The 20,210-nt window shown below is 73.0% G+C and carries 16 protein-coding genes; 9 read left to right on the forward strand and 7 right to left on the reverse strand.

The window, feature by feature from the left end; genetic code table 11:
* Positions 1-4 precede the first annotated feature (4 nt).
* On the reverse strand, positions 5-2,998 hold the full coding sequence (locus ACIDOF_RS05200; RefSeq protein WP_409004451.1) for a bifunctional [glutamine synthetase] adenylyltransferase/[glutamine synthetase]-adenylyl-L-tyrosine phosphorylase: 2,994 nt from the start codon (positions 2,996-2,998) through the stop codon (positions 5-7).
* Positions 2,999-3,131: 133 nt separating this feature from the next.
* Between ACIDOF_RS05200 and ACIDOF_RS05205 the strand changes: the two genes are divergently transcribed.
* On the forward strand, positions 3,132-3,641 hold the full coding sequence (locus tag ACIDOF_RS05205; protein ID WP_409004452.1) for a pyridoxamine 5'-phosphate oxidase family protein: 510 nt from the start codon (positions 3,132-3,134) through the stop codon (positions 3,639-3,641).
* Between the two features lie 41 nt (positions 3,642-3,682).
* Complete coding sequence (locus ACIDOF_RS05210; RefSeq protein WP_409004453.1) at positions 3,683-4,105, forward strand: VOC family protein; 423 nt, start codon at positions 3,683-3,685, stop codon at positions 4,103-4,105.
* A 63-nt stretch (positions 4,106-4,168) separates the two neighbouring features.
* Here ACIDOF_RS05210 and glnA read toward each other — a convergent pair whose 3' ends face one another.
* Positions 4,169-5,530 carry a type I glutamate--ammonia ligase gene (glnA, locus tag ACIDOF_RS05215; RefSeq protein WP_409004454.1) on the reverse strand — a complete coding sequence of 454 codons (1,362 nt, stop codon included), beginning with the start codon at positions 5,528-5,530 and terminating at the stop codon, positions 4,169-4,171.
* Positions 5,531-5,713: 183 nt separating this feature from the next.
* Between glnA and ACIDOF_RS05220 the strand changes: the two genes are divergently transcribed.
* Complete coding sequence (locus ACIDOF_RS05220) at positions 5,714-6,418, forward strand: DUF3105 domain-containing protein (RefSeq protein WP_409004455.1); 705 nt, start codon at positions 5,714-5,716, stop codon at positions 6,416-6,418.
* The gene (locus ACIDOF_RS05225; RefSeq protein WP_409004456.1) at positions 6,415-7,113 is read left to right on the forward strand and encodes a DUF305 domain-containing protein; all 699 of its coding nucleotides are present in this window, start codon (positions 6,415-6,417) and stop codon (positions 7,111-7,113) included. The genes ACIDOF_RS05220 and ACIDOF_RS05225 overlap by 4 nt, the downstream gene beginning before the upstream one ends.
* A gap of 28 nt (positions 7,114-7,141) precedes the next feature.
* On the opposite strand, the gene ACIDOF_RS05230 is transcribed toward ACIDOF_RS05225, so the two are convergent.
* Both ACIDOF_RS05230 and ACIDOF_RS05235 read right to left on the reverse strand, forming a co-directional pair.
* Complete coding sequence (locus ACIDOF_RS05230; protein WP_409004457.1) at positions 7,142-7,999, reverse strand: alpha/beta fold hydrolase; 858 nt, start codon at positions 7,997-7,999, stop codon at positions 7,142-7,144.
* Between the two features lie 50 nt (positions 8,000-8,049).
* Positions 8,050-8,781 (reverse strand): DUF998 domain-containing protein, encoded by a 732-nt coding sequence (locus ACIDOF_RS05235; protein WP_409004458.1) that lies wholly within the window; start codon positions 8,779-8,781, stop codon positions 8,050-8,052.
* 175 nt (positions 8,782-8,956) lie between these two features.
* Here ACIDOF_RS05235 and ACIDOF_RS05240 point away from each other — a divergent pair, with 175 nt between their 5' ends.
* Both ACIDOF_RS05240 and ACIDOF_RS05245 read left to right on the forward strand, forming a co-directional pair.
* Positions 8,957-9,808, forward strand: coding sequence for a DUF4190 domain-containing protein (locus tag ACIDOF_RS05240; RefSeq protein WP_409004459.1), 852 nt, complete (start codon positions 8,957-8,959; stop codon positions 9,806-9,808).
* An 83-nt stretch (positions 9,809-9,891) separates the two neighbouring features.
* Complete coding sequence (locus tag ACIDOF_RS05245; protein WP_409004460.1) at positions 9,892-11,643, forward strand: NAD+ synthase; 1,752 nt, start codon at positions 9,892-9,894, stop codon at positions 11,641-11,643.
* 166 nt (positions 11,644-11,809) lie between these two features.
* Here the strand turns inward: ACIDOF_RS05245 and ACIDOF_RS05250 are convergent, their stop codons facing one another.
* Positions 11,810-13,015 carry an MFS transporter gene (locus ACIDOF_RS05250; protein ID WP_409004461.1) on the reverse strand — a complete coding sequence of 402 codons (1,206 nt, stop codon included), beginning with the start codon at positions 13,013-13,015 and terminating at the stop codon, positions 11,810-11,812.
* Between the two features lie 160 nt (positions 13,016-13,175).
* Positions 13,176-14,198, reverse strand: coding sequence for an endonuclease/exonuclease/phosphatase family protein (locus tag ACIDOF_RS05255; RefSeq protein ID WP_409004462.1), 1,023 nt, complete (start codon positions 14,196-14,198; stop codon positions 13,176-13,178).
* Between the two features lie 292 nt (positions 14,199-14,490).
* Between ACIDOF_RS05255 and panB the strand changes: the two genes are divergently transcribed.
* From panB to ACIDOF_RS05270, 3 genes are all read left to right on the forward strand, one after another.
* Positions 14,491-15,381: a 3-methyl-2-oxobutanoate hydroxymethyltransferase gene (gene panB, locus ACIDOF_RS05260; RefSeq protein WP_409004463.1), complete on the forward strand. Its 891-nt coding sequence runs from the start codon at positions 14,491-14,493 to the stop codon at positions 15,379-15,381.
* 264 nt (positions 15,382-15,645) lie between these two features.
* Positions 15,646-16,665 carry an ATP-binding cassette domain-containing protein gene (locus tag ACIDOF_RS05265; RefSeq protein ID WP_409004464.1) on the forward strand — a complete coding sequence of 340 codons (1,020 nt, stop codon included), beginning with the start codon at positions 15,646-15,648 and terminating at the stop codon, positions 16,663-16,665.
* A complete protein-coding gene (locus tag ACIDOF_RS05270; RefSeq protein ID WP_409004465.1) occupies positions 16,662-17,504 on the forward strand; it encodes an ABC transporter permease in 843 nt (280 codons plus the stop codon). The genes ACIDOF_RS05265 and ACIDOF_RS05270 overlap by 4 nt, the downstream gene beginning before the upstream one ends.
* Before the next feature lie 69 nt (positions 17,505-17,573).
* Here the strand turns inward: ACIDOF_RS05270 and ACIDOF_RS05275 are convergent.
* Positions 17,574-20,210 (reverse strand): ATP-binding protein (locus ACIDOF_RS05275; protein ID WP_409004466.1); only part of this gene is annotated, 2,637 nt, incomplete at its 5' end.

Here is a 20,210-nt window from a genome sequence, read left to right on the forward strand (position 1 = left end):
GCGCCTACCCCGCCGCCCCGTAGAACAGCTCCTCCACCACCTGCCGCGCCCGGCGCGTGATGCGGCGGTAGTCGTCGATCATCTCGCCGACCGTGCCCGGCTCGTAGCCGAGGTAGCGCCCGACCGCCGCCAGCTCGCGGCCGTCCGACGGGAACGTGTCCCCGGCCCGCCCCCGCACCAGCATCACCGCGTTCCGCACCCGCGTCGCGAGGACCCACGCCTCGTCGAGGACCTCCGCGTCCTGCGTGGAGATCAGCTCCGCGGCGCGGGCGGCGGCGAGTGCCTCACGGGTGCGGGTGGTGCGCAGGCCCGGCTCGGCCCAGCCCTGCTGGAGCTGGATGAGCTGCACCGTCCACTCGACGTCGGAGAGCCCGCCGCGCCCCAGCTTGGCGTGCAGCGTCGGGTCGGCGCCGCGGGGCAGCCGCTCGGCCTCCATACGGGCCTTGAGGCGGCGGATCTCGCGTACCGCGTCGTCCCCGAGGCCCTCCGCCGGGTAGCGCAGCGGGTCGACGAGCTCGATGAAGCGGCGCCCCAGGTCCGCGTCGCCCGCGACGGGCTCGGCGCGCAGCAGCGCATGGCTCTCCCAGACGTGCGACCAGCGCTGGTAGTACGCGGCGTACGACTTGAGGGTGCGGACCAGCGGGCCGTTCTTGCCCTCGGGCCGCAGGTCCGTGTCGATGAGCAGCGGCGGGTCGGACGTGGGCAGCTGCAGGAGCCGGCGCATCTCGGCGACGACCTGGTTGGCGGCCTGCGCGGCCTCCTGGTCGTCGACGCCCTCGCGCGGCTCGTGCACGAACAGCACGTCGGCGTCCGAGCCGTAGCCCAGCTCGTGCCCGCCGAAGCGGCCCATGCCGATGACGGCGAACCGGGTGGGCAGCTCGTCGCCCCAGCCGGCCCGGACGACGGCGCGCAGCGTCCCGGCGAGCGTGGCGGCGGTGAGGTCGGAGACCGCGTTCCCGACGCGGTCCACCAAGGCCCCGGGGTCGGCTTCGGCGGGGCTCTCCTCCGTCCCGTACGAGCCGATCAAGTCACCCGCCGCCGTACGGAACAGCTCGCGCCGCCGCACCCCGCGGGCCGCCGCCACGGCCTGCTCGGCGCCGTCGGCCCGGCGCACCGCGGCGAGGATCTCCTGCTCCAGGTGGTCCCGGCCGCGCGGTTCGAGTCCGCGCACGTCGCCGAGGAGAGCGACCGCCTCCGGGGCGCGGAGCAGCAGGTCGGGGGCGAGGCGGCCGGCGGACAGGACGCGGGCGAGGTTCTCGGCGGCGGCGCCCTCGTCGCGCAGCAGCCGCAGGTACCAGGGGGTCTTGCCGAGCGCGTCGGACACCTTGCGGAAGCCGAGGAGGCCCGCGTCCGGGTCGGCGGAGTCGGCGAACCAGCCGAGGAGCACGGGCAGCAGGGTGCGCTGGATGGCGGCCTTGCGGGTGACTCCGGAGGCGAGGGCCTCCAGGTGGCGCAGGGCGGCGGCCGGGTCGGCGTACCCGAGGGCGACGAGGCGTTCGCGGGCGGCGTCGGCGCGCAGCCGGGTCTCGCCGGGGGCGAGCTGGGCGACGGCGTCGAGGAGCGGCCGGTAGAACAGCTTCTCGTGCAGCCGGCGGACGACGGCCGCGTGCCGCCGCCAGGCCCGGTTCAGCTCGGTGACGGGCTCGGTGCGCAGGCCGAGTGAGCGGCCGAGGCGCCGCAGGTCGCTCTCGTCCTCGGGCACGAGGTGGGTGCGGCGCAGCCGGTACAGCTGGATGCGGTGCTCCATGGCGCGCAGGAAGCGGTACGCGGCGTCCAGTTGCGCGGCGTCGGCCCGGCCCACGTACCCGCCTTCCGCGAGGGCCGCGAGGGCGTCGAGGGTGGTGCCGCTGCGCAGCGAGGCGTCGGCCCTGCCGTGCACCAACTGCAGGAGCTGGACGGCGAATTCGACGTCCCTGAGCCCGCCGGGGCCGAGCTTCAGCTCGCGCTCGATCTCGGCGGCGGGGATGTTGTCCACCACCCGGCGGCGCATCTTCTGCACGTCGGGCACGAAGTTCTCCCGCTCGGCGGCCTGCCAGACCAGCGGGGCGAGCGTCTGCACGTACGCCTCGCCGAGCTCGGGGTCGCCGGCGACGGGGCGGGCCTTGAGGAGGGCCTGGAACTCCCAGGTCTTGGCCCAGCGTTGGTAGTACGCGAGGTGGGAGGAGAGGGTGCGGACGAGCGGGCCGTTGCGCCCCTCGGGCCGCAGGTTGGCGTCGACGGGCCAGATGGCGCCCTCGACGGTGGTCTCGGAGCAGATCCGCATCAGGTGCGAGGCGAGCCGGGTCGCGGCCTGCAGGGCCTTGGACTCGTCGGCGCCGTCGGCCGGTTCGGCGACGAAGATGACGTCCACGTCGGAGACGTAGTTCAGCTCGTGCCCGCCGCACTTGCCCATCGCGATCACGGCGAGCGAGCAGAGCGCGGCGTCCTCGGGGGCCGCGCCGCGGGCGAGGGCGAGGGCGGCGCGCAGCGTGGCGGTGGCGAGGTCGGCGAGCTCGGCGGCGGTCTGGGCGACGTCGGTGGTGCCGCACACGTCGCGGGCGGCGATGGAGAGCAGGCAGCGCCGGTAGGCGACGCGCAGCGTCACGGGGTCGACGGCGTCGGCGAGGCCCTGCTCGAACTCCTCGACGCCGGGGTGCAGATCGCTCGCCTCGTACGTGACGAGGGCCTGCCAGTCGCGGGGGTGGCGGGCCAGGTGGTCGCCGAGGGCCTCGGAGGCGCCGAGCACGCCGAGCAGCCGGTCCCGCAGCGGCTTCGCGGAGAGCAGGGTGTCGAGCAGCAGCTGCCGTTCGTCCTCGGCCTGGGCCTCCACGAGCCGGACGAGGCCGAGCAGCGCCAGGTCGGGGTCGGCGGTGGCGCCGAGGGCGTCGAGGAGGACGGGGTCGGCGCGTACGGGGGCGAGCTCGGGGCTGTCGAGGAGCCGCTCGGCCGTGGAGGCGTCGGTGAAGCCGTGCCGCAGCAGCCGTGTGAACGTGCTGCTTCTCCGCCCCGGCGTGGTCATGTTCGGCCTCCCGCTGTGATCACGTCGTACGGGAGTGAGCGTAGTCGCAGTCGCGGGGACCGGAACCTTCGATGAGTTCCGGGGACGGCCGGAGTCCGCCCTGTGAGAGACCACGCCGGTGGAAGGGTTCGTCATGCCTCAGCAGTCGCCGCGTACCGATCTGGATCCCCGCTACAGCTCCGCCGACGCACAGGCCGTGCCCTGGTCGCAGGCCCGGGAGCGGATCGAGCGGGCGGAGGTGTTCTGGCTGTCGACGGTGCGCCCGGACGGCCGCCCGCATGTGACGCCGCTGATCGCGGTCTGGCAGGAGGGCGCGCTGCACTTCACGACCGGCGAGCAGGAGCGCAAGGCGCGGAACCTCGCCGAGAACCGTGAGGTGGTCCTGACCACCGGGTCGGGCGCGCTGGACGCGGGCTACGACGTCGTGGTGGAGGGCACGGCGGAGCGCGTCACCGACGAGCCGCGGCTGCGGGCGCTCGCGGCGGCGTGGGCGGAGAAGTACGGCGAGGTGTGGAGCTGCGAGGTGACGGAGGGCGGCTTCCGGGGCGCGAACGGCCTGGACCTGGTGTACTCGGTGGTGCCCCGCACGGCCTTCGGCTTCGGCAAGGGCGAGCTGTTCAGCCAGACGCGGTGGCGGTTCTGACCAGCTGCGACGGCGGTTCTGACCAGCCAGGGAGAGACACCATGGAGTACACCCTCGAAGTCATCACGCTTCCCGTCTCCGACGTGGACCGGGCGAAGGAGTTCTACCGCGACAAGGTCGGCTTCCATGTGGACCTCGACGACGAGGTCATGCCGGGCGTACGGATCGTGCAGCTGACGCCGCCCGGGTCGGGCTGTTCGGTGGCGCTCTGCAACAACCTGGAGGGCCTGAACGTGAAGCCGGTACCCGCCCCGGGCTCGTACCAGGGCCTGCAGCTGTGCGTCCCCGACATCCAGCAGGCCCACAAGGAGCTGACGGACCGCGGCCTGGACGTCAGCGACCCGGTGGTCTACGCGGACCAGGACGGCGCCACGTTCATGTACTTCAAGGACCCGGACGGCAACGGCTGGGGCGTCCAGGAGTACCGGGTGCGGGCGGAGAAGCCGCTGCGGTCGGCGATCTGAGCACGGCGGGCGGCGGGGGTGCGGGACGCGGGTCCCGCACCCTGGCCGACCGCCTCGACTGCCTTACAGCACCGGCAGGTTCTTCCGCAGCTCGAAGGCCGTGACCTCGCTGCGGTACTCCTCCCACTCCTGCTTCTTGTTGCGCAGGAAGAAGTCGTAGACGTGCTCGCCGAGGGTCTCGGCGACCAGTTCCGAGCGTTCCATCAGGGCGATGGCCTCGCCGAGGTTCTGCGGGAGCGGTTCGATGCCGAGGGCGCGGCGTTCGGCGTCGCGCAGGGCCCACACGTCGTCGTCGGCGCCGGGCGGCAGCTCGTACCCCTCCTCGATGCCCTTGAGGCCGGCGGCGAGCAGCACCGCGTACGCCAGGTACGGGTTGGCGCCGGAGTCGAGGGAGCGGACCTCGACGCGGGCCGAGCCGGTCTTGCCCGGCTTGTACATGGGCACGCGGATGAGGGCCGAGCGGTTGTTGTGGCCCCAGCAGATGTACGAGGGGGCCTCGCCGCCCGCGCCGGCGGTGCGCTCGGAGCCGCCCCAGATGCGCTTGTACGAGTTGACCCACTGGTTGGTGACCGCGGAGATCTCGGCGGCGTGGCGGAGCAGACCGGCGATGAAGGAGCGGCCCACCTTGGACAGTTGGTACTCGGCGCCGGACTCGTAGAACGCGTTGCGGTCGCCCTCGAAGAGGGAGAGGTGCGTGTGCATGCCGCTGCCCGGGTGCTCGGAGAACGGCTTCGGCATGAACGTGGCCTGCACGCCCTGTTCGAGCGCGACCTGCTTCATGACCAGGCGGAACGTCATGATGTTGTCGGCCGTGGACAGCGCGTCCGCGTACCGCAGGTCGATCTCCTGCTGGCCGGGGGCGCCCTCGTGGTGGCTGAACTCGACCGAGATGCCCATGGATTCGAGCATCGTGATGGCCTGGCGGCGGAAGTCCATGCCGACGTTCTGCGGGGTGTGGTCGAAGTAGCCGGAGGAGTCGGCGGGGGTGGGCCGGGAGCCGTCCACCGGCTTGTCCTTGAGCAGGAAGAACTCGATCTCGGGGTGGGTGTAGAAGGTGAAGCCGAGGTCCGAGGTCTTGGCGAGGGCCCGCTTCAGGACGTACCGCGGATCGGCGAAGGACGGGGAGCCGTCGGGCATGAGGATGTCGCAGAACATCCGGGCCGTGCCGGGGGCCTCGGCGCGCCAGGGCAGGATCTGGAACGTCGACGGGTCGGGCTTGGCGATCATGTCCGACTCGTAGACCCGGGCGAAGCCCTCGATCGCGGAGCCGTCGAAGCCGATGCCCTCGTCGAAGGCCTGCTCCAGCTCGGCCGGGGCCACCGCGACGGACTTGAGGAAGCCCAGGACGTCCGTGAACCACAGGCGTACGAAGCGGATGTCGCGCTCCTCGAGGGTGCGGAGCACGAATTCCTGCTGCTTGTCCATAGCTACATCCTTGCAGTTCAGACGGTCTGTGCACCACCGCCCCGGCACGGTAGGAGCTTCATTGTCGAGGCCAGGGGTTTCCGCCAGATTACGGGCCCCTTGTGGCGTACGACATCCCGGTGGCCACTACGATCGGCGGGCCGCCGTACCCGTCTTCCGTACCTTTCCGCAGAAGGACAACTCATGGGTTCCAGCAAGACATCCGGGCAGGGAAGCCCGAACGACCGCAAGGCCCGAATAGAGGCGATGCGCCGCGCCGAACGGGCGCGGGAGCGCCGCAACCGGACCATCGCGATCGTCGCGAGCACCGCCGTCGTCGCGGGGCTGGTGGGGTTCGGCTCGTATCTGTTCATCAGCGAACGGAACGAGAAGCAGCGGGAAGAGGCCCGGGTCGCCGCCGAGCAGAAGCGGCAGGAGAAGCTCCGCAAGGAGGCCCAGGGGAAGGACATCGAGGGCGAGCAGGCCTGGGACGCGAAGAAGCTGGGCCGCAACCACGTCACGAAGCCCGTGAGCTACCCGATGACGCCTCCGGTCGGCGGTGACCACGACCAGGTCTGGATGAACTGCAACGGCGACGTGTACGCGAAGCCGATCCCGGACAAGCACGCCGTGCACTCCCTCGAACATGGCGCCGTCTGGGTGACGTACAACGACCGGGCGAAGCCCGCCGACCTGAAGGCGCTGGAGGCGAAGGTCTCGGCGACCCCGTACTCGCTGATGAGCCCCGTGAACGAGCAGAAGGGCGCGCTGATGCTGAGCGCCTGGGGCAAGCAGCTCACCGTGGACAGCGCGAAGGACCCGCGCGTCGACACGTTCTTCGCCAAGTACGTGCAGGGCAAGCAGACCCCGGAGCCGGGCGCGGCCTGCCAGGGCGGGATCGCGCAGTGAGGCGTGCGGGGTGGGCGGCCGTGTGCGGGGCGGTGCTGCTCGCCGCGGCGGCCGGCGGGGTGACGGCCGCGCTGGCCGACGGCCCGGCCGACGACCCCGCCGTTCCGGCGTCCGCAACGTCGGCCTCCGTTCCGGGGGCGGACTCGGCGGACGCCGGGTTCGCGCGCGACATGGCGGTCCACCACCAGCAGGCCGTGGAGATGTCCTTCGTCGTACGCGACCGCACGGACGACGAGGAGGTCCGCAGGCTCGCGTACGACATCGCGAACACGCAGGCCAACCAGCGGGGCATGATGCTCGGCTGGCTGGACATGTGGGGGCTGCCGAAGGTGTCGTCGGGGGCGCCGATGGCGTGGATGGGCACGGCCGAGGGCGGGCACGGGTCCGAGTCCGGCCACTCGGGGCACTCGGGGCACGGCTCGGGCTCCGGCAAGGGCGGCCCGTTGATGCCCGGCATGGCCACGAAGGCGGATCTGGCGCGTCTGGAGAAGGCCTCGGGCGAGCGGGCCGAGGTGCTGTTCCTGCAGCTGATGACCGCGCACCACAAGGGCGGCGTGCACATGGCCGAGGGCTGCGTCGACCGCTGCCGCCCGGGCGTGCAGCGGGACCTGGCGCAGGGCATGGTGACGGCGCAGGAGTCCGAACTGAGCCTGATGGCGGACCTGTTGAAGGCGCGGGGCGCGAAGCCGGAGTGACCCCGCCGGGGTCGCGCCCTCTGCTCCTCTACTCCCCCAGGACCGCCGCCGCCACCTCGTGCGGGCGGTCGAGCATCGCCAGGTGGCCCGCCTCCGGGGCGACGCGGAACTCCGCGCCGAGGCGGGCGGCCAGGCGCCGCTGCCGCCGCAGCCACCCGGCGTCGGCGCCCGCGGCGAGCACCAGCACCGGCAGGCCGTCCCGCAGCGCCGACTCCCCCCGCAGCAGCGCCAGTTGAGCCGCGGCCTCCCCGTACGTCGCGTGCTCGGCGAGGATCGCCCGCAGCGCGCGGCTAGTCCCGTAGGTGCGGCGCACCAGCTCGTGCGGCGCCGGGTCGCCGCCGCCCGTACGGGCCAGGAACACCGACGCGCGACGCAGCGCCGGGCCGAGGGCGTACGGGACCCCGGCCGCGCCGAGCAGCGTCCCGGAGCCGCGCGCGAGCGCGAACCGCAGCGCGGTCGCACGGGGCCGGGGCCGGGCCCGTTCCTCCACGCTGGAGTCGACGAGGACGAGCCGCGCCACCCGCTCCGGCCACAGCCGTGCCGCGGCCTCGCAGTGGAACCCGGCGAGCGAGTGCCCGACGAGGGTCGCCGGGCCCGGCAGCCCGCAGGCGTCGAGGACCCGCACGATCCGCCCTGCCTCGCCGGTCAGCGTCGGCGCGGACCGGGCCGGGCCGCTGAGGCCGAGGCCGGGCCGGTCGAACCGCACGACGGTCCGGTACGGGGTGAGCAGCGCGGCCACGGCGTCCCAGTCGTACCAGGCCATGCCGAGCCCGCCCGACAGGACGCAGACGGGCCCGGCGCCCTCGACGAGGACGTGGTGCGGCACGCCGTCGATCCGCACGAACCGCGGGGCCGCGCCGCTCACCGGCCAGGCCGTATCGCTCACCGGCCCGTTCCCGTGCACGCCGCTCACCGGCCCGTTCCCGTGCACGCCGCTCACCGGCCCGCCTCCGCCCGTGCCGCGCCCCGAGGGCCGCGTACCCGCAGCAGTTCCCGTACGAGCAGGGCCAGCCAGGCCGCGATCAGCAGGACCTGGGCGCGCTGGGCGAGGCCGAGGAGCCAGGTGCCGTGGCCGGACTGGAAGGCGGCGACGGCGCTCAACGTCCAGACGGTGACCGCGAGTTCGAGCGCGACGAGCCACGGGCCGAAGCGCGCGAGCGCCGAGCGTCGGCGGTGCGGGTCGCGGCGGGCGGCCGCGGTCAGGACGACCAGGCCGATCAGGGCGCCGGTCACGGCGAGGGAGCTGCTGATGGCGTGGGCCGTGTGGGTCGCGGGCACCAGGCCGTCCGTCTCGCGCGCCGCGCACTCGGGGTCGGCGGTCGGCGTGCAGCTGAGCGGCAGCCGCGAGTCGACGGCGGTGGCCGCGCCGAACAGCAGCAGCCCGGCCCAGCCGACCCGGAACCACAGCGTGTGCGGGCCGAGCCGGGCGAGCGCCCAGGCCGCGCCCGCGCACACGAGGAGTCCGGCGGTGAGGTCGGTGGCCCGGAAGAGGCCGCCCAACTCCTGGCTTTCGGCGGCGAGTTCGCTGACGTACGTCCGTATCGGATCGAGCCCGGTGGCGAGTACGGCCTCCAGGACCCAGGCGGTGTAGGCGACGGCGCCGAGGCCGAGCAGGGCGGCGGCGATACGCGCGTCCCGCGACGGACTGATCCGGTCTTGAGTGGACATAGTGGGACGCAGACTACGGGCGCCGCACCGTGCATCCCCGGAGCCCGCCCGCCGACGCATCCCATTCCGCAAGACGTCGGACACGCCCGTACAACCATGGCCGGGGTCCGCGAGTCCATCCTGCGCGGGGTTCACTCATGGGCCCCGTTTCACCGCTCCTTCACTAGGACTCCACATGACCGCGCCCAACAACAACCCCGGCCAGCCCTCGCCCTTCGGCCCGCCGCCCGGCGGCCAGCCGATGGCTCCGCCGTTCCCGACCCCTCCCCAGCCGCAGAACGGCCTCGGCACCACGGCCCTCGTGCTCGGCATCATCGGCGCGGTGCTGTTCTTCACCGTGTGGGGCGGCATCATCCTCGGCGTGCTCGCCCTGATATTCGGCCTGATCGGTCACGCGCGGGCACGCAAGGGCCTGGCCACGAACAAGGGCGTCGCGCTCGCCGGCACGATCCTCGGCGGCCTCGCGGTCGTCGTGTCGATCGTGTGGCTCGTGGTCGTCGTGATGGCCGTGCAGAAGGTGTCCGACGAGATCCAGAAGGAGGTCGACAAGGCCGCCACCGCCGACCCCGGCGCGGGCGCCGACGACCCGGCCGGCGGCGACGACACCGAGGAGCCCGCCGCGTCCGACGAGCCGCTGAAGTTCGGCGCGACCCACACGTACGACGACGGCGTGAAGGTCACCGTGTCCAAGCCGAAGCCGTACAGCCCCGACGAGTTCGCGGCCGGGCACAAGGACGGCAACGTGGCGGTGCAGTTCACGATCACCATCGTCAACGGCGGCAAGAAGACCATGGACGTCACCACCGCCCTGCCGACGCTGCGGGACGCCAAGGGCGCGGACGTCGAGATGGTCTTCGACGGCAGCAACGGCACCAAGCCGTTCAACGGCAAGCTCCTCGCGGGCAAGCAGGCCCAGGGGAACTTCGCGTTCTCCGTGCCCGCGGACGCCACCAAGGAGGTCCAGCTGGAGGTCGGCCCGGAGGTCATCAAGTACGACGACATCATCTGGACGGGCCCCGCGAAGTAGCACCACCGGGGAGCCCCGCACGTGGGGCTCCCCACACCAGGCCGCCACGACATCGCGTCGCTTTGACGATTACACTGGGCGGCGTGCCTCAACTACGCCTCGCCTTGAATCAGATCGACTCGACCGTCGGCGACCTCGCCCAGAACGCCGACTCGATCGTGCACTGGACCCGGCACTCCGCCGAACAGGGCGCCCACCTGGTGGCGTTCCCGGAGATGGCCCTCACCGGCTACCCCGTCGAGGACCTGGCCCTGCGCCCGTCCTTCGTCGAGGCGTCCCGGCAGGCGCTGCGCGCGCTCGCCGCCCGCCTGGCCGACGAGGGGTACGGCGAACTCCCGGTGATCGTCGGCTACCTGGACCGGTCCGGGACCGCCCAGCCCAAGTACGGCCAGCCCGCGGGCGCCCCGCAGAACGCCGCGGCCGTGCTGCACCGCGGCGAGGTGGCGCTGACCTTCGCCAAGCACCACCTGCCGAACTACGGCGTCTTCGACGAGTTCCGGTACTTCGTGCCCGGCGACACCATGCCGGTGATCCGCGTGCACGGCGTCGACGTCGCGCTCGCCATCTGCGAGGACCTCTGGCAGGACGGCGGCCGCGTCCCGGCCACCCGCTCGGCGGGCGCGGGCCTGCTCGTCTCCATCAACGCCTCGCCGTACGAGCAGAACAAGGACGACACCCGCCTGGAGCTGGTGCGCAAGCGCGCCCAGGAGGCCGGCTGCACCACGGCGTACCTCGCGATGATCGGCGGGCAGGACGAGCTGGTCTTCGACGGCGACTCGATCGTGGTCGACGCGAGCGGCGAAGTCGTCGCGCGCGCCCCGCAGTTCGCCGAGGGCAGCGTGCTGCTCGACCTGGACCTGCCGGCCGCCGGCCCGGCCCCGTCCGGGGTGGTCGACGACGGCCTGCGCATCGACCACGTCGTGCTCTCCGAGGACCCCCTGCCGGCGTACGAGCCGGAGCTCGCGGGCGGGTACGCGGAGCGGCTCGAGGACGACGAGGAGATCTACTCGGCGCTCGTCGTCGGCCTGCGCGCGTACGCGGCGAAGAACGGCTTCCGGTCCGTGCTCATCGGCCTGTCCGGCGGCATCGACTCGGCGCTCACCGCCGCCATCGCCTGCGACGCGCTCGGCGCGCAGAACGTGTACGGCATCTCGATGCCCTCGAAGTACTCCTCGGACCACTCCAAGGGCGACGCGGCCGAGCTGGCGCGGCGCACCGGGCTCAACTTCCGCACCGTGCCGATCGAGCCGATGTTCGACGCGTACATGGGCTCGCTCGGCCTGACCGGGCTCGCCGAGGAGAACCTGCAGTCGCGGCTGCGCGGCACGATGCTGATGGCGGTCTCCAACCAGGAGGGCCACATCGTGCTCGCGCCGGGCAACAAGTCCGAGCTGGCGGTGGGGTATTCGACGCTGTACGGCGACTCGGTGGGGGCGTACGGCCCGATCAAGGACGTCTACAAGACGGCGATCTTCCGGCTCGCCGAGTGGCGCAACCGGGCGGCGGTCGAGCGCGGGCAGACCCCGCCGATCCCGGAGAACTCCATCACCAAGCCCCCGAGCGCCGAGCTCCGCCCGGACCAGGTCGACACGGACTCGCTGCCGGACTACCCGGTGCTCGACGGGATCCTGGCCCTGTACGTGGACCGGGACAAGGGCGCGGAGGAGATCATCGCGGCGGGGTACGAGCCGGAGGTGGTCGGGAAGGTGCTGCGCCTGGTCGACGGGGCGGAGTACAAGCGGCGGCAGTACCCGCCGGGTACGAAGATCTCGGCGAAGGGGTTCGGCAAGGACCGGCGGCTCCCGATCACGAACCGCTGGCGGGAACTGACCTGACCCCCAGGTCGTCGTCCGACTGTGGCGCCGCTGCAGCTGATCGCGCAGTTCCCCGCGCCCCTGTCCAGGGGCGCGGGGAACTGCGCGAGCGACCACGACGGCGGGAAAGCCGAACGAACACCGCCGGAGGCTCTCGGGAAGGGGCGGGGTGGGGAGGAAACCTCCCTCAGCCCACCCGCTCCTGCTCCGGCACCGTCGCCCCACCCCCCGCGACGACCCGGGACGGGCTCGTACCCCGGTCGAGGAGACCGGCGACCACGGCGATGGACAGGCCGACCACCGCAAGCCCCGCCCCCACCAGCGTCGGCGACATCCAGCCCCAGCCCGCCGCGATCGCCGCGCCGCCGGCCCACGCCCCGCCCGCGTTGGCGAGGTTGAACGCCGAGTGGTTGGAGGCCGACGCCAGCGTCGGCGCGTGCGCGGCCTTGCGCATGACCAGCATCTGCAGCGGCGTGGTCGTCATGAACCCCACCGCACCGAGCACGACGACCGTGACGAGCGCCGCCCACCGCACGTGCACCGTGTAGTCGAAGGCGAGCAGCACCACGGCGAGGGCGCCGAGGGACCCGTACAGCGTGGGCCGCAGCGCGCGGTCCGTGAGCGGCCCGGCGACCAGCGCGCCGAGCGTCATGCCGATGCCGAACAGCGCGAGCACCAGCGTCACCGAGGACTCCGACATCCGCATGACCTCGGTGGTCATCGACGCCAGGTACGAGTAGACGGCGAACACCCCGGCGAAGCCGAACACCGCGGTGAGCAGGCCGAGCAGGACCTGCCGGTCGCCGAGCGCCCGCAGCTCCCGCCGCAGGTTCTGCCCCTCGTCGAGCGGCACGTACGGCACGAGCCGGGCGAGCGCGGCCATGGCGAGCAGCCCGATCGCGGCGACGACCAGGAACGTCGCGCGCCAGCCGAGGTGCTGGCCGAGCAGCGTCGCGGCGGGCACGCCGACGATGTTGGCGACGGTCAGGCCGAGGAACATCGTCGCGACCGCCCGCGCCTCGCGCCCCTCCCGTACGAGCCGTGCGGCGACCACCGCGCCGACGCCGAAGAACGCGCCGTGCGGCAGCCCGGCGAGGACCCGGCCGGCGGCGAGCAGGCCGAAGGTGGGGGCGAGGGCGGAGGCGAGGTTGCCGATCGTGAAGACCGCCATGAGCAGCACCAGCATCTTCTTCCGCGGCACGCGCGAGCCGAAGGCGGTGAGCAGCGGGGCACCGACGACGACGCCGATCGCGTACGCGGAGACGAGATATCCGGCGGTGGGGACCGAAGTGCCCAGGTCGGCCGCGACGTTGGGCAGCAGGCCCATCATCACGAACTCGGTGGTGCCGATCCCGAAGGCGGAGACGGCGAGCGCTAGCAGCGCCACAGGCATGGGAGACCCTTCACAACTGGCAGGAGGTACGTTCACGCACTCACGTTCACGTACTCGTTCACGCACCTAAGTTCACGCACTTAAGTTCTCGTACGGAACAAAGTCTCCCAGCCGTTGTATTCCGCGGGATGAGGGCCCCGTTAACGCCGGATGACAGTCCTCACAGCGTGACCCGCGCCGCCAGCGGCAGGTGGTCGCTGCCCGTGTCCGGGAGGGTCCAGGACGCCTCGGGTTCCACGTCGCGCACCATGATCTGGTCGATCCGCGCCATCGGGAACGCCGCCGGCCAGCTGAAGCCGAAGCCGTCGCCCGCAGCGCCCTGCGTGGAGCGCAGCTGCGAGGTGACCGGGGACAGGGCGCGGTCGTTCATCGTGCCGTTGAGGTCGCCGAGCAGCACGACCTTCTCGACCGGCTCGTCCCGGATGGCGACGCCGAGCGCCTCCGCGCTGTTGTCCCGCTGTCCGGCCGTGAACCCGGCGTCGGCCTTGACCCGCACGGAGGGCAGGTGCGCGACGTACACGGCGACGTCGCCCTTCGGGGTCGTCACGGTGGCGCGCAGCGCGCGGGTCCAGCCCATCTTGATGTCGACGGGCCGGCTGTCGCTCATCGGCAGCTTGCTCCACAGGCCGACGGTGCCTTCCACAGAGTGGTAGCGGTACGTCTCCCCCATCGCCTTCCGGTACGCGGGCAGCGCCTCCTGGGTCAGCTCCTCCAGGGCCACCACGTCCGCCCCGGACTCGGCGAGCTTGCGGGCGGTGCCCTCCGGGTCGGCGTTCTCGGCGTTGACGTTGTGCGTGACGACGGTCAGGTCGCCGCCCGAGCCGGACTTGTCGGTGACGAGCCCGCCGAAGAGGTTCACCCACACCGCGGCGGGCAGCACGACCGCGACCAGGGCGGTGGCCGACTTCCGCGCGAGCGCGAGCAGGAGCAGCAGCGGCACGCCGAGGCCGAGCCACGGCAGGAACGTCTCGATGAGGCTGCCGAGGTTGCCGACCGCGTTGGGGATGTGCGCGTGCAGCAGCATCACCAGGGCGAGCAGCACCGCGAGGAAGCCGAGGATGAGGCCGCGCCGCCAGATCCCGCGGTCCCCGCGCCAGCCCCCGCCCAGGCGGCGCAGCCGGGACCCGGAACGCCCGCTCCCCGAGCTTCGGTTCCCCGTCTCCGCCCTGTACGCCTGCGCCATACCGTCGCCTCACTGCCTGCCGTGCACACCGTCCGCCCCCAGACCCTAGGGGATGAGGTGCAGCCCTCTACCCGCCGCCGTCACGACGGCCGTACGTGGTCGAGGACGACAGGGGGCCGTGCGGAGTTCCGCGTCGGCGCAGCTCAACGGCGTCTGTGACAAAACGCGCACGTTCGGGACCACCAGCCCCGGCCGCACTCCCCTGGCGCGGGTGCCGTCGGGGGTGCCACCATGGCTGTGGTCCGGGGACGCCGTCAGGGCGCCTCGAGATGACATTGAAGGAGCCGTCGTCATGACGCAGATTCCGGCTGCCCACACGCCTGCCGCCGCGCAGACGCCCGAGCGCAGCAAGACGTCCGGAGCATCGCTGTACGGGGGCGTGACCAGCCGCCGTGTCACCGTCCGCGACCTCGCCGCCGCCAAGGAGCGCGGCGAGAAGTGGCCGATGCTCACCGCGTACGACGCCATGACCGCGTCCGTCTTCGACGAGGCGGGCATCCCCGTCCTGCTCGTCGGCGACTCGGCGGGCAACTGCCACCTCGGGTACGAGACCACGGTGCCCGTCACGCTCGACGAGATGGCCGTCCTCAGCGCCGCCGTCGTCCGCGGTACGAAGCGCGCCCTGATCGTCGGCGACCTGCCGTTCGGCTCGTACCAGGAGGGCCCGGTGCAGGCGCTGCGCTCGGCGACCCGGCTCGTGAAGGAGGCCGGGGTGGGCGCGGTGAAGCTGGAGGGCGGCGAACGGTCGCTCGCCCAGACCGAGTTGCTGGTCTCCTCGGGCATCCCGGTCATGTCCCACCTGGGCCTCACCCCGCAGTCCGTGAACACCATGGGCTACCGGGTGCAGGGCCGCGGCGACGAGGACGCCCACCGCCTGCTCCGCGACGCGAAGGCCGCGCAGGACGCGGGCGCGTTCGGCGTCGTCCTGGAGCTCGTCCCGGAGGAGCTCGCCGCCGAGGTGACGCGCTCCCTGCACATCCCGACCATCGGCATCGGCGCGGGCGCGGGCTGCGACGCGCAGGTCCTCGTGTGGACGGACATGATGGGCCTCACCTCGGGCAAGATGCCGCGCTTCGTGAAGCAGTACGCTGCGCTGCGCTCGGTGATGGGGGACGCGGCCCGCGCCTTCTCGGACGACGTCCGGGCCGGAGAGTTCCCGGCCCCGGAACACGCGTTCCACTAGCACCGGTCGTCGTTCGTCTGACCCGCCGTCGTGGCGCTGTGCCCACCCGTTCCGCCCTGCGGAACGCCTGCCCACAGCGAGGTGGGGGAATCCGCGCCCCGACAGGGGCGCGGGGAACTGCGCGACCGGCCACGACGGCGGGGAAGCCGAACAACGACCCATGGGGTCCGGGGCGGAGCCCCGTGTCGGTGCCCTGTCGGGGGCGTAAACACCCTGTCGGTGGGCTGTCGGTGATCTGTCGGCAGCCCCCGGCACGGTGGTGCCATGACGCGATCCGACAAGAACCCAAGCGACGGCCGCAACGCCGTAGAGGTGCGGGGACTGGTCAAGCACTACGGCGAGACCAAGGCACTGGACGGCGTGGACCTGGACGTCCGCGAAGGCACCGTCCTCGGCGTGCTCGGCCCGAACGGCGCGGGCAAGACGACCCTCGTCCGCTGCCTCTCCACCCTCATCACCCCCGACTCCGGCTCGGCGACGGTCGCCGGGTACGACGTGCTGCGCCAGCCCCGCCAGCTGCGCCGCAAGATCGGCCTGACCGGCCAGTACGCCTCGGTCGACGAGAAGCTGTCCGGCTTCGAGAACCTGTACATGATCGGCCGGCTCCTCGACCTGTCCCGCTCCGAGGCCAAGCGCCGGGCCGCCGAACTCCTGGAGCGGTTCTCCCTCACGGAGGCCGCGAAGCGCCCGGCCGCCACGTACTCCGGGGGCATGCGGCGCCGCCTCGACCTCGCCGCGTCGATGATCGGGCAGCCCGCCGTCCTGTACCTGGACGAGCCGACCACCGGCCTCGACCCGCGCACCCGCAACGAGGTGTGGGACGAGGTGAAGCGGATGGTCGGCGAGGGCGTGACCGTGCTGCTCACCACCCAGTACATGGAGGAGGCCGAGCAGCTGGCGTCCGAGCTGACCGTGATCGACCGCGGCAAGATCATCGCGGGCGGCCGGGTCGCCGAGCTGAAGGCGAAGATCGGCGGCCGCACCCTCCGCGTACGCCCCGCCGACCCGGCCGAGCTGCGCGCCCTCGCCGCCGACCTGGACGCCTCCGGCCTGACCGGGCTCGCCACGGCCACCGTGGACGCCGAGAACGGCACGGTCCTGGTCCCCGTGCAGAGCGACGAGCAGCTCACCGCGATCGTCGGCGCGCTCGCCGAGCGGGGCTACGCGCTCGCCGACATCGCCACCGAACTGCCCAGCCTGGACGAGGTGTTCCTGTCCATCACCGGCCAGAAGGCCAGTGCCCCGCAGGACGCCGACCCGATCCGAGAGGAGGTCGCCGCATGACCACCGCGACCACCGCGCCCGTCGACGCCGCGCCCGTGCCGCAGCCCGGCCCGGCCGACGACCGCATCGGGCTGCGCGCGCACGCCCGGCACACCGGCGCGCTGATCCGCCGCAACCTGCTGTGGATCAGGAACAACCCGGAGTCGATGTTCGACGCCCTGCTGATGCCGGTCGTCTTCACACTGCTCTTCGTGTACGTCTTCGGCGGCTCCATCGGCCAGGCCCTCGGCGGCGGCCAGGACGCGTACGTGCAGTACGTGATCCCCGGCATGCTCGCGATGATGAGCATGGGCATCGCACAGGCCGTCGGCACCGGCTTCAACGAGGACTTCCAGAAGGGCATCATGGACCGCTTCCGGTCCCTGCCCATCGGCCGCGGCTCGGTGCTCGTCGCGAAGATCTTCGTGGAGCTCCTGCGGATGCTGGTCGCCACGACCGTGCTGCTGATCGTGGGCGTCCTCGTCGGCTTCGACATCGTGAGCTGGAGCGGCCTGTTCGCGGCCGTCGGCCTCGGCGCCCTGTTCGGCTTCGGCGTGATGTGGATCTTCCTGACGCTCGGCGTGACCATGAAGAGCGCCCAGTCCGTGCAGGCCATGGGGTTCCTCGTGATGATGCCGCTGCAGTTCGGCTCGTCGATCTTCGCGCCGACCGCGTCGATGCCGGGCTGGCTGGAGGCGTTCACGCGCTACAACCCGATGTCGGGCCTCGCGGACGCGGCCCGCGGCCTGATGGTGGGCGGCCCGATCGCCCACGGCCTGTGGGTGACGCTCGCCTGGTCGATCGGCCTCACGGTGATCATGGCCCCGATCGCCGTCCACAAGTTCAACAACAAGAGCTGATCCCGCCCGCCGGCCCGACCACCGCCCCTCAACGAGGCGCTTCGCGCCGCCCCATTTGTCGCCCTCGGATCAGATCAGGGCGGCGGCCTCCTCCAGGGAGAGTCCGCCGCCCTCCGCGTACCCGCGCGCGTACGCCTCGTCGCCCAGGATCTCCCGTACGGCCCGCTCGGCGGCGTCGCGTTGGGCGCGCTCCTGGCGGGCGGGGCGGTGGCCCGGCGGCAGCAGGGCGTCGGCGGCGCCGAGCATCCGGGCCCCGCGGTACGCCGCTTCGCGGTCCCCGCCGCCGGTCGACGCCCAGGCGCAGAGGCCGAGTTGGATGGACGGCATGTGCGGGGCGATCATCACGGCCACCGGGTCCTGGGACCAGCGGAACGCGGCGGCGCCGTGCTCGTACGCCTGCTCGTAGCGGCCGTCGAGGATGTCGAGCCAGCCGTAGATGCCGTGCAGGACGCCCTTGAACATCACGGCGGGCCCGGAGAAGTACTGCTCCCACAGCAGGTCGAGCTGTTCGCGCGCCGCGTCCCTGCGGCCGGTGTCGCCGAGGCGGCCCGCGAGGTGGATACGGGCCGCGGGCACGGCCTCGGAGAAGGTGTCGCCGGCCTCGCGGAGGATCTCCCACAGGATCTCCTCGCCCCGCTCCGCCTGCCCCGTCTCCAGCATGATCCCGGCGAGCCGCACCCGCAGCACCGCCACCTGGGTGGCCGCGCCGATGGCCTCCGCGTGGGCGACGGCGGCCGCGAAGTCCCGTTCCGCGTGGGCGAGTTCGCCGCGCCGCTCCCAGGCCTCGCCGCGCGCCGACAGTGCCTCGGCGGCGCCCCAGGAGTCGCCGAGCTCGGTGAACAGGGCGAGCGCCTCGGTCGCGTCGCGGTCGGCGTCCCCGCCCCAGGCGCTGCGGTTGGCCAGGACGTTGGCGCGCAGCTGCAGCGTCGACGCGAGCTCCCAGCGGAAGCCGTGCGTACGGCAGGTCTGCACGTTCTGGTCGAGGAGCTGCCGCAGGTCGTCGGGCCTGCCGGTGAGGAGCACCGCGAACACCCAGAACGCGCCGGGGCTCCAGCAGGTCTGCGGCAGGCCCGGCCGGTACGCGGCGACGATGCCCTGCAGGCGCTGCTCGTGCTCGGGGCGGTTCCAGCCGTCGGCCCGGTGGTCCATCGACGCGATCTGCATCAGGCGGGCCCCGCGCCGCGCCTCCTGGAGCTGGTCGGGCGCCATCGGCGGCGGCTTCGCCGTGCACCGTTCGGTGAGCGGCGGCGCGGGCTGCACGGGTTCGGCGAACGGGTCGGGGCCGAGCGCGGACACGGCGGCCGACCAGTGCCGGGACTCGCTGCGCAGGTCACGCATCTGCCAGTACCAGCACAGCGAGAGCACCAGGCTGAGGCCCTCCTGCTCGTCGCCCGCGTCCATGGCCCGGCGCAGCGCGGTGCGCAGGTTCTCGTACTCGCGCTCGATGCGGGCGATGGCCTGCTTCTGCCCGGCTCCGCGCAGTTCGGGGTCGGCTCGGCGGGCGAGTTCGCGGTAGTGGACGAGGTGTGCCCGCTCGGCGGCGGGGCGGTCGCCGGCGGCGTCGAGGTGGGCGCCCGCGTATTCGGCGACGGTTTCGAGGAGCCGGTAGCGCATCGCCCCCGAGTCGGAAGGGGCCGCCACGACGAGGGACTTGTCGACGAGGGAGCCGATGAGGTCGGCGACGTCGCGGCGGTCCACGTGCAGGTCGAGCGTGCAGGCGGGCTCGCCGCCGGCCGGTTCGGAGCCGGTGGGCGCGCCCCCGCACACCTCCTCGGCGGCGTCGAGTTCGCAGCCGCCCGCGAACACCGAGAGTCGCTGGAGGACGGCCCGCTCGCGCGCGTCGAGCAGCTCCCAGGACCAGTCGACGACGGCGCGCAGGGTCTGCTGCCGGGGCAGCACCGTACGGCTGCCGGAGGTGAGCAGCCGGAACCGGTCGTCGAGCCGGTCGGCGATCTGCCGCGGCGTGAGCGAGCGGAGCCGGGCGGCGGCGAGCTCCACGGCGAGCGGCAGGCCGTCGAGGCGCCGGCAGATCTCGGCGCAGGCCTCCGGGTCGTCCTCGACGCGGAACCCGGGCCGGGCGGCGGCGCCCCGGTCGGCGAGCAGCCGCAACGCGACGGGCTCGGGCAGCGGCTCGACGGGCCGCACCAACTCGCCCGGCACGCCGAGGGGTTCGCGGCTGGTGGCGAGCACGGTGAGGCCGGGGCAGTGGGCGAGCAGATGCTCGACGGTGCGGGCGGCGGACTCCACGACGTGCTCGCAGTTGTCGAGCAGCAACAGCATGCGGCGCGGCGCGCAGTGCTCGGCGAGCCGCACGAGGGGGTCCCCGCCGCCCTGGTCGGCGGCGCGCAGCTCCTCGGCGCCCATGCCGTACAGGACGGTACGGCGACCGCCGAGCGCGTTCAGCACGGCCTCGGGCACGGCGTCCGGATCGGCCGCCGCGTCGACCGGCGCGAGCTCCGCCAGCCACACCCCGTCGGCCACGGCGAGCCCCTCGGCCGCCTCCTGCGAGAGCCGCGTCTTCCCGGCACCCCCGGGCCCGAGCAACGTCACAAGCCGAGCCCGCCCGAGGTCCCCCCGAATCACCTCGATGTCCCCTTCCCGCCCGACAAAACTCGTCAGCCGCGTACGAAGGTTGCCGGGGGCGGGGTCGGCGGAGGTACGGCCGACGGGGGCGGGGGCGTGGGGGTCGACGGAGGTACGGCCGAC

The sequence above is a fragment of the Streptomyces sp. Da 82-17 genome, assembly GCF_046098215.1.
In the GTDB taxonomy this organism is placed as follows: Bacteria; Actinomycetota; Actinomycetes; order Streptomycetales; family Streptomycetaceae; genus Streptomyces.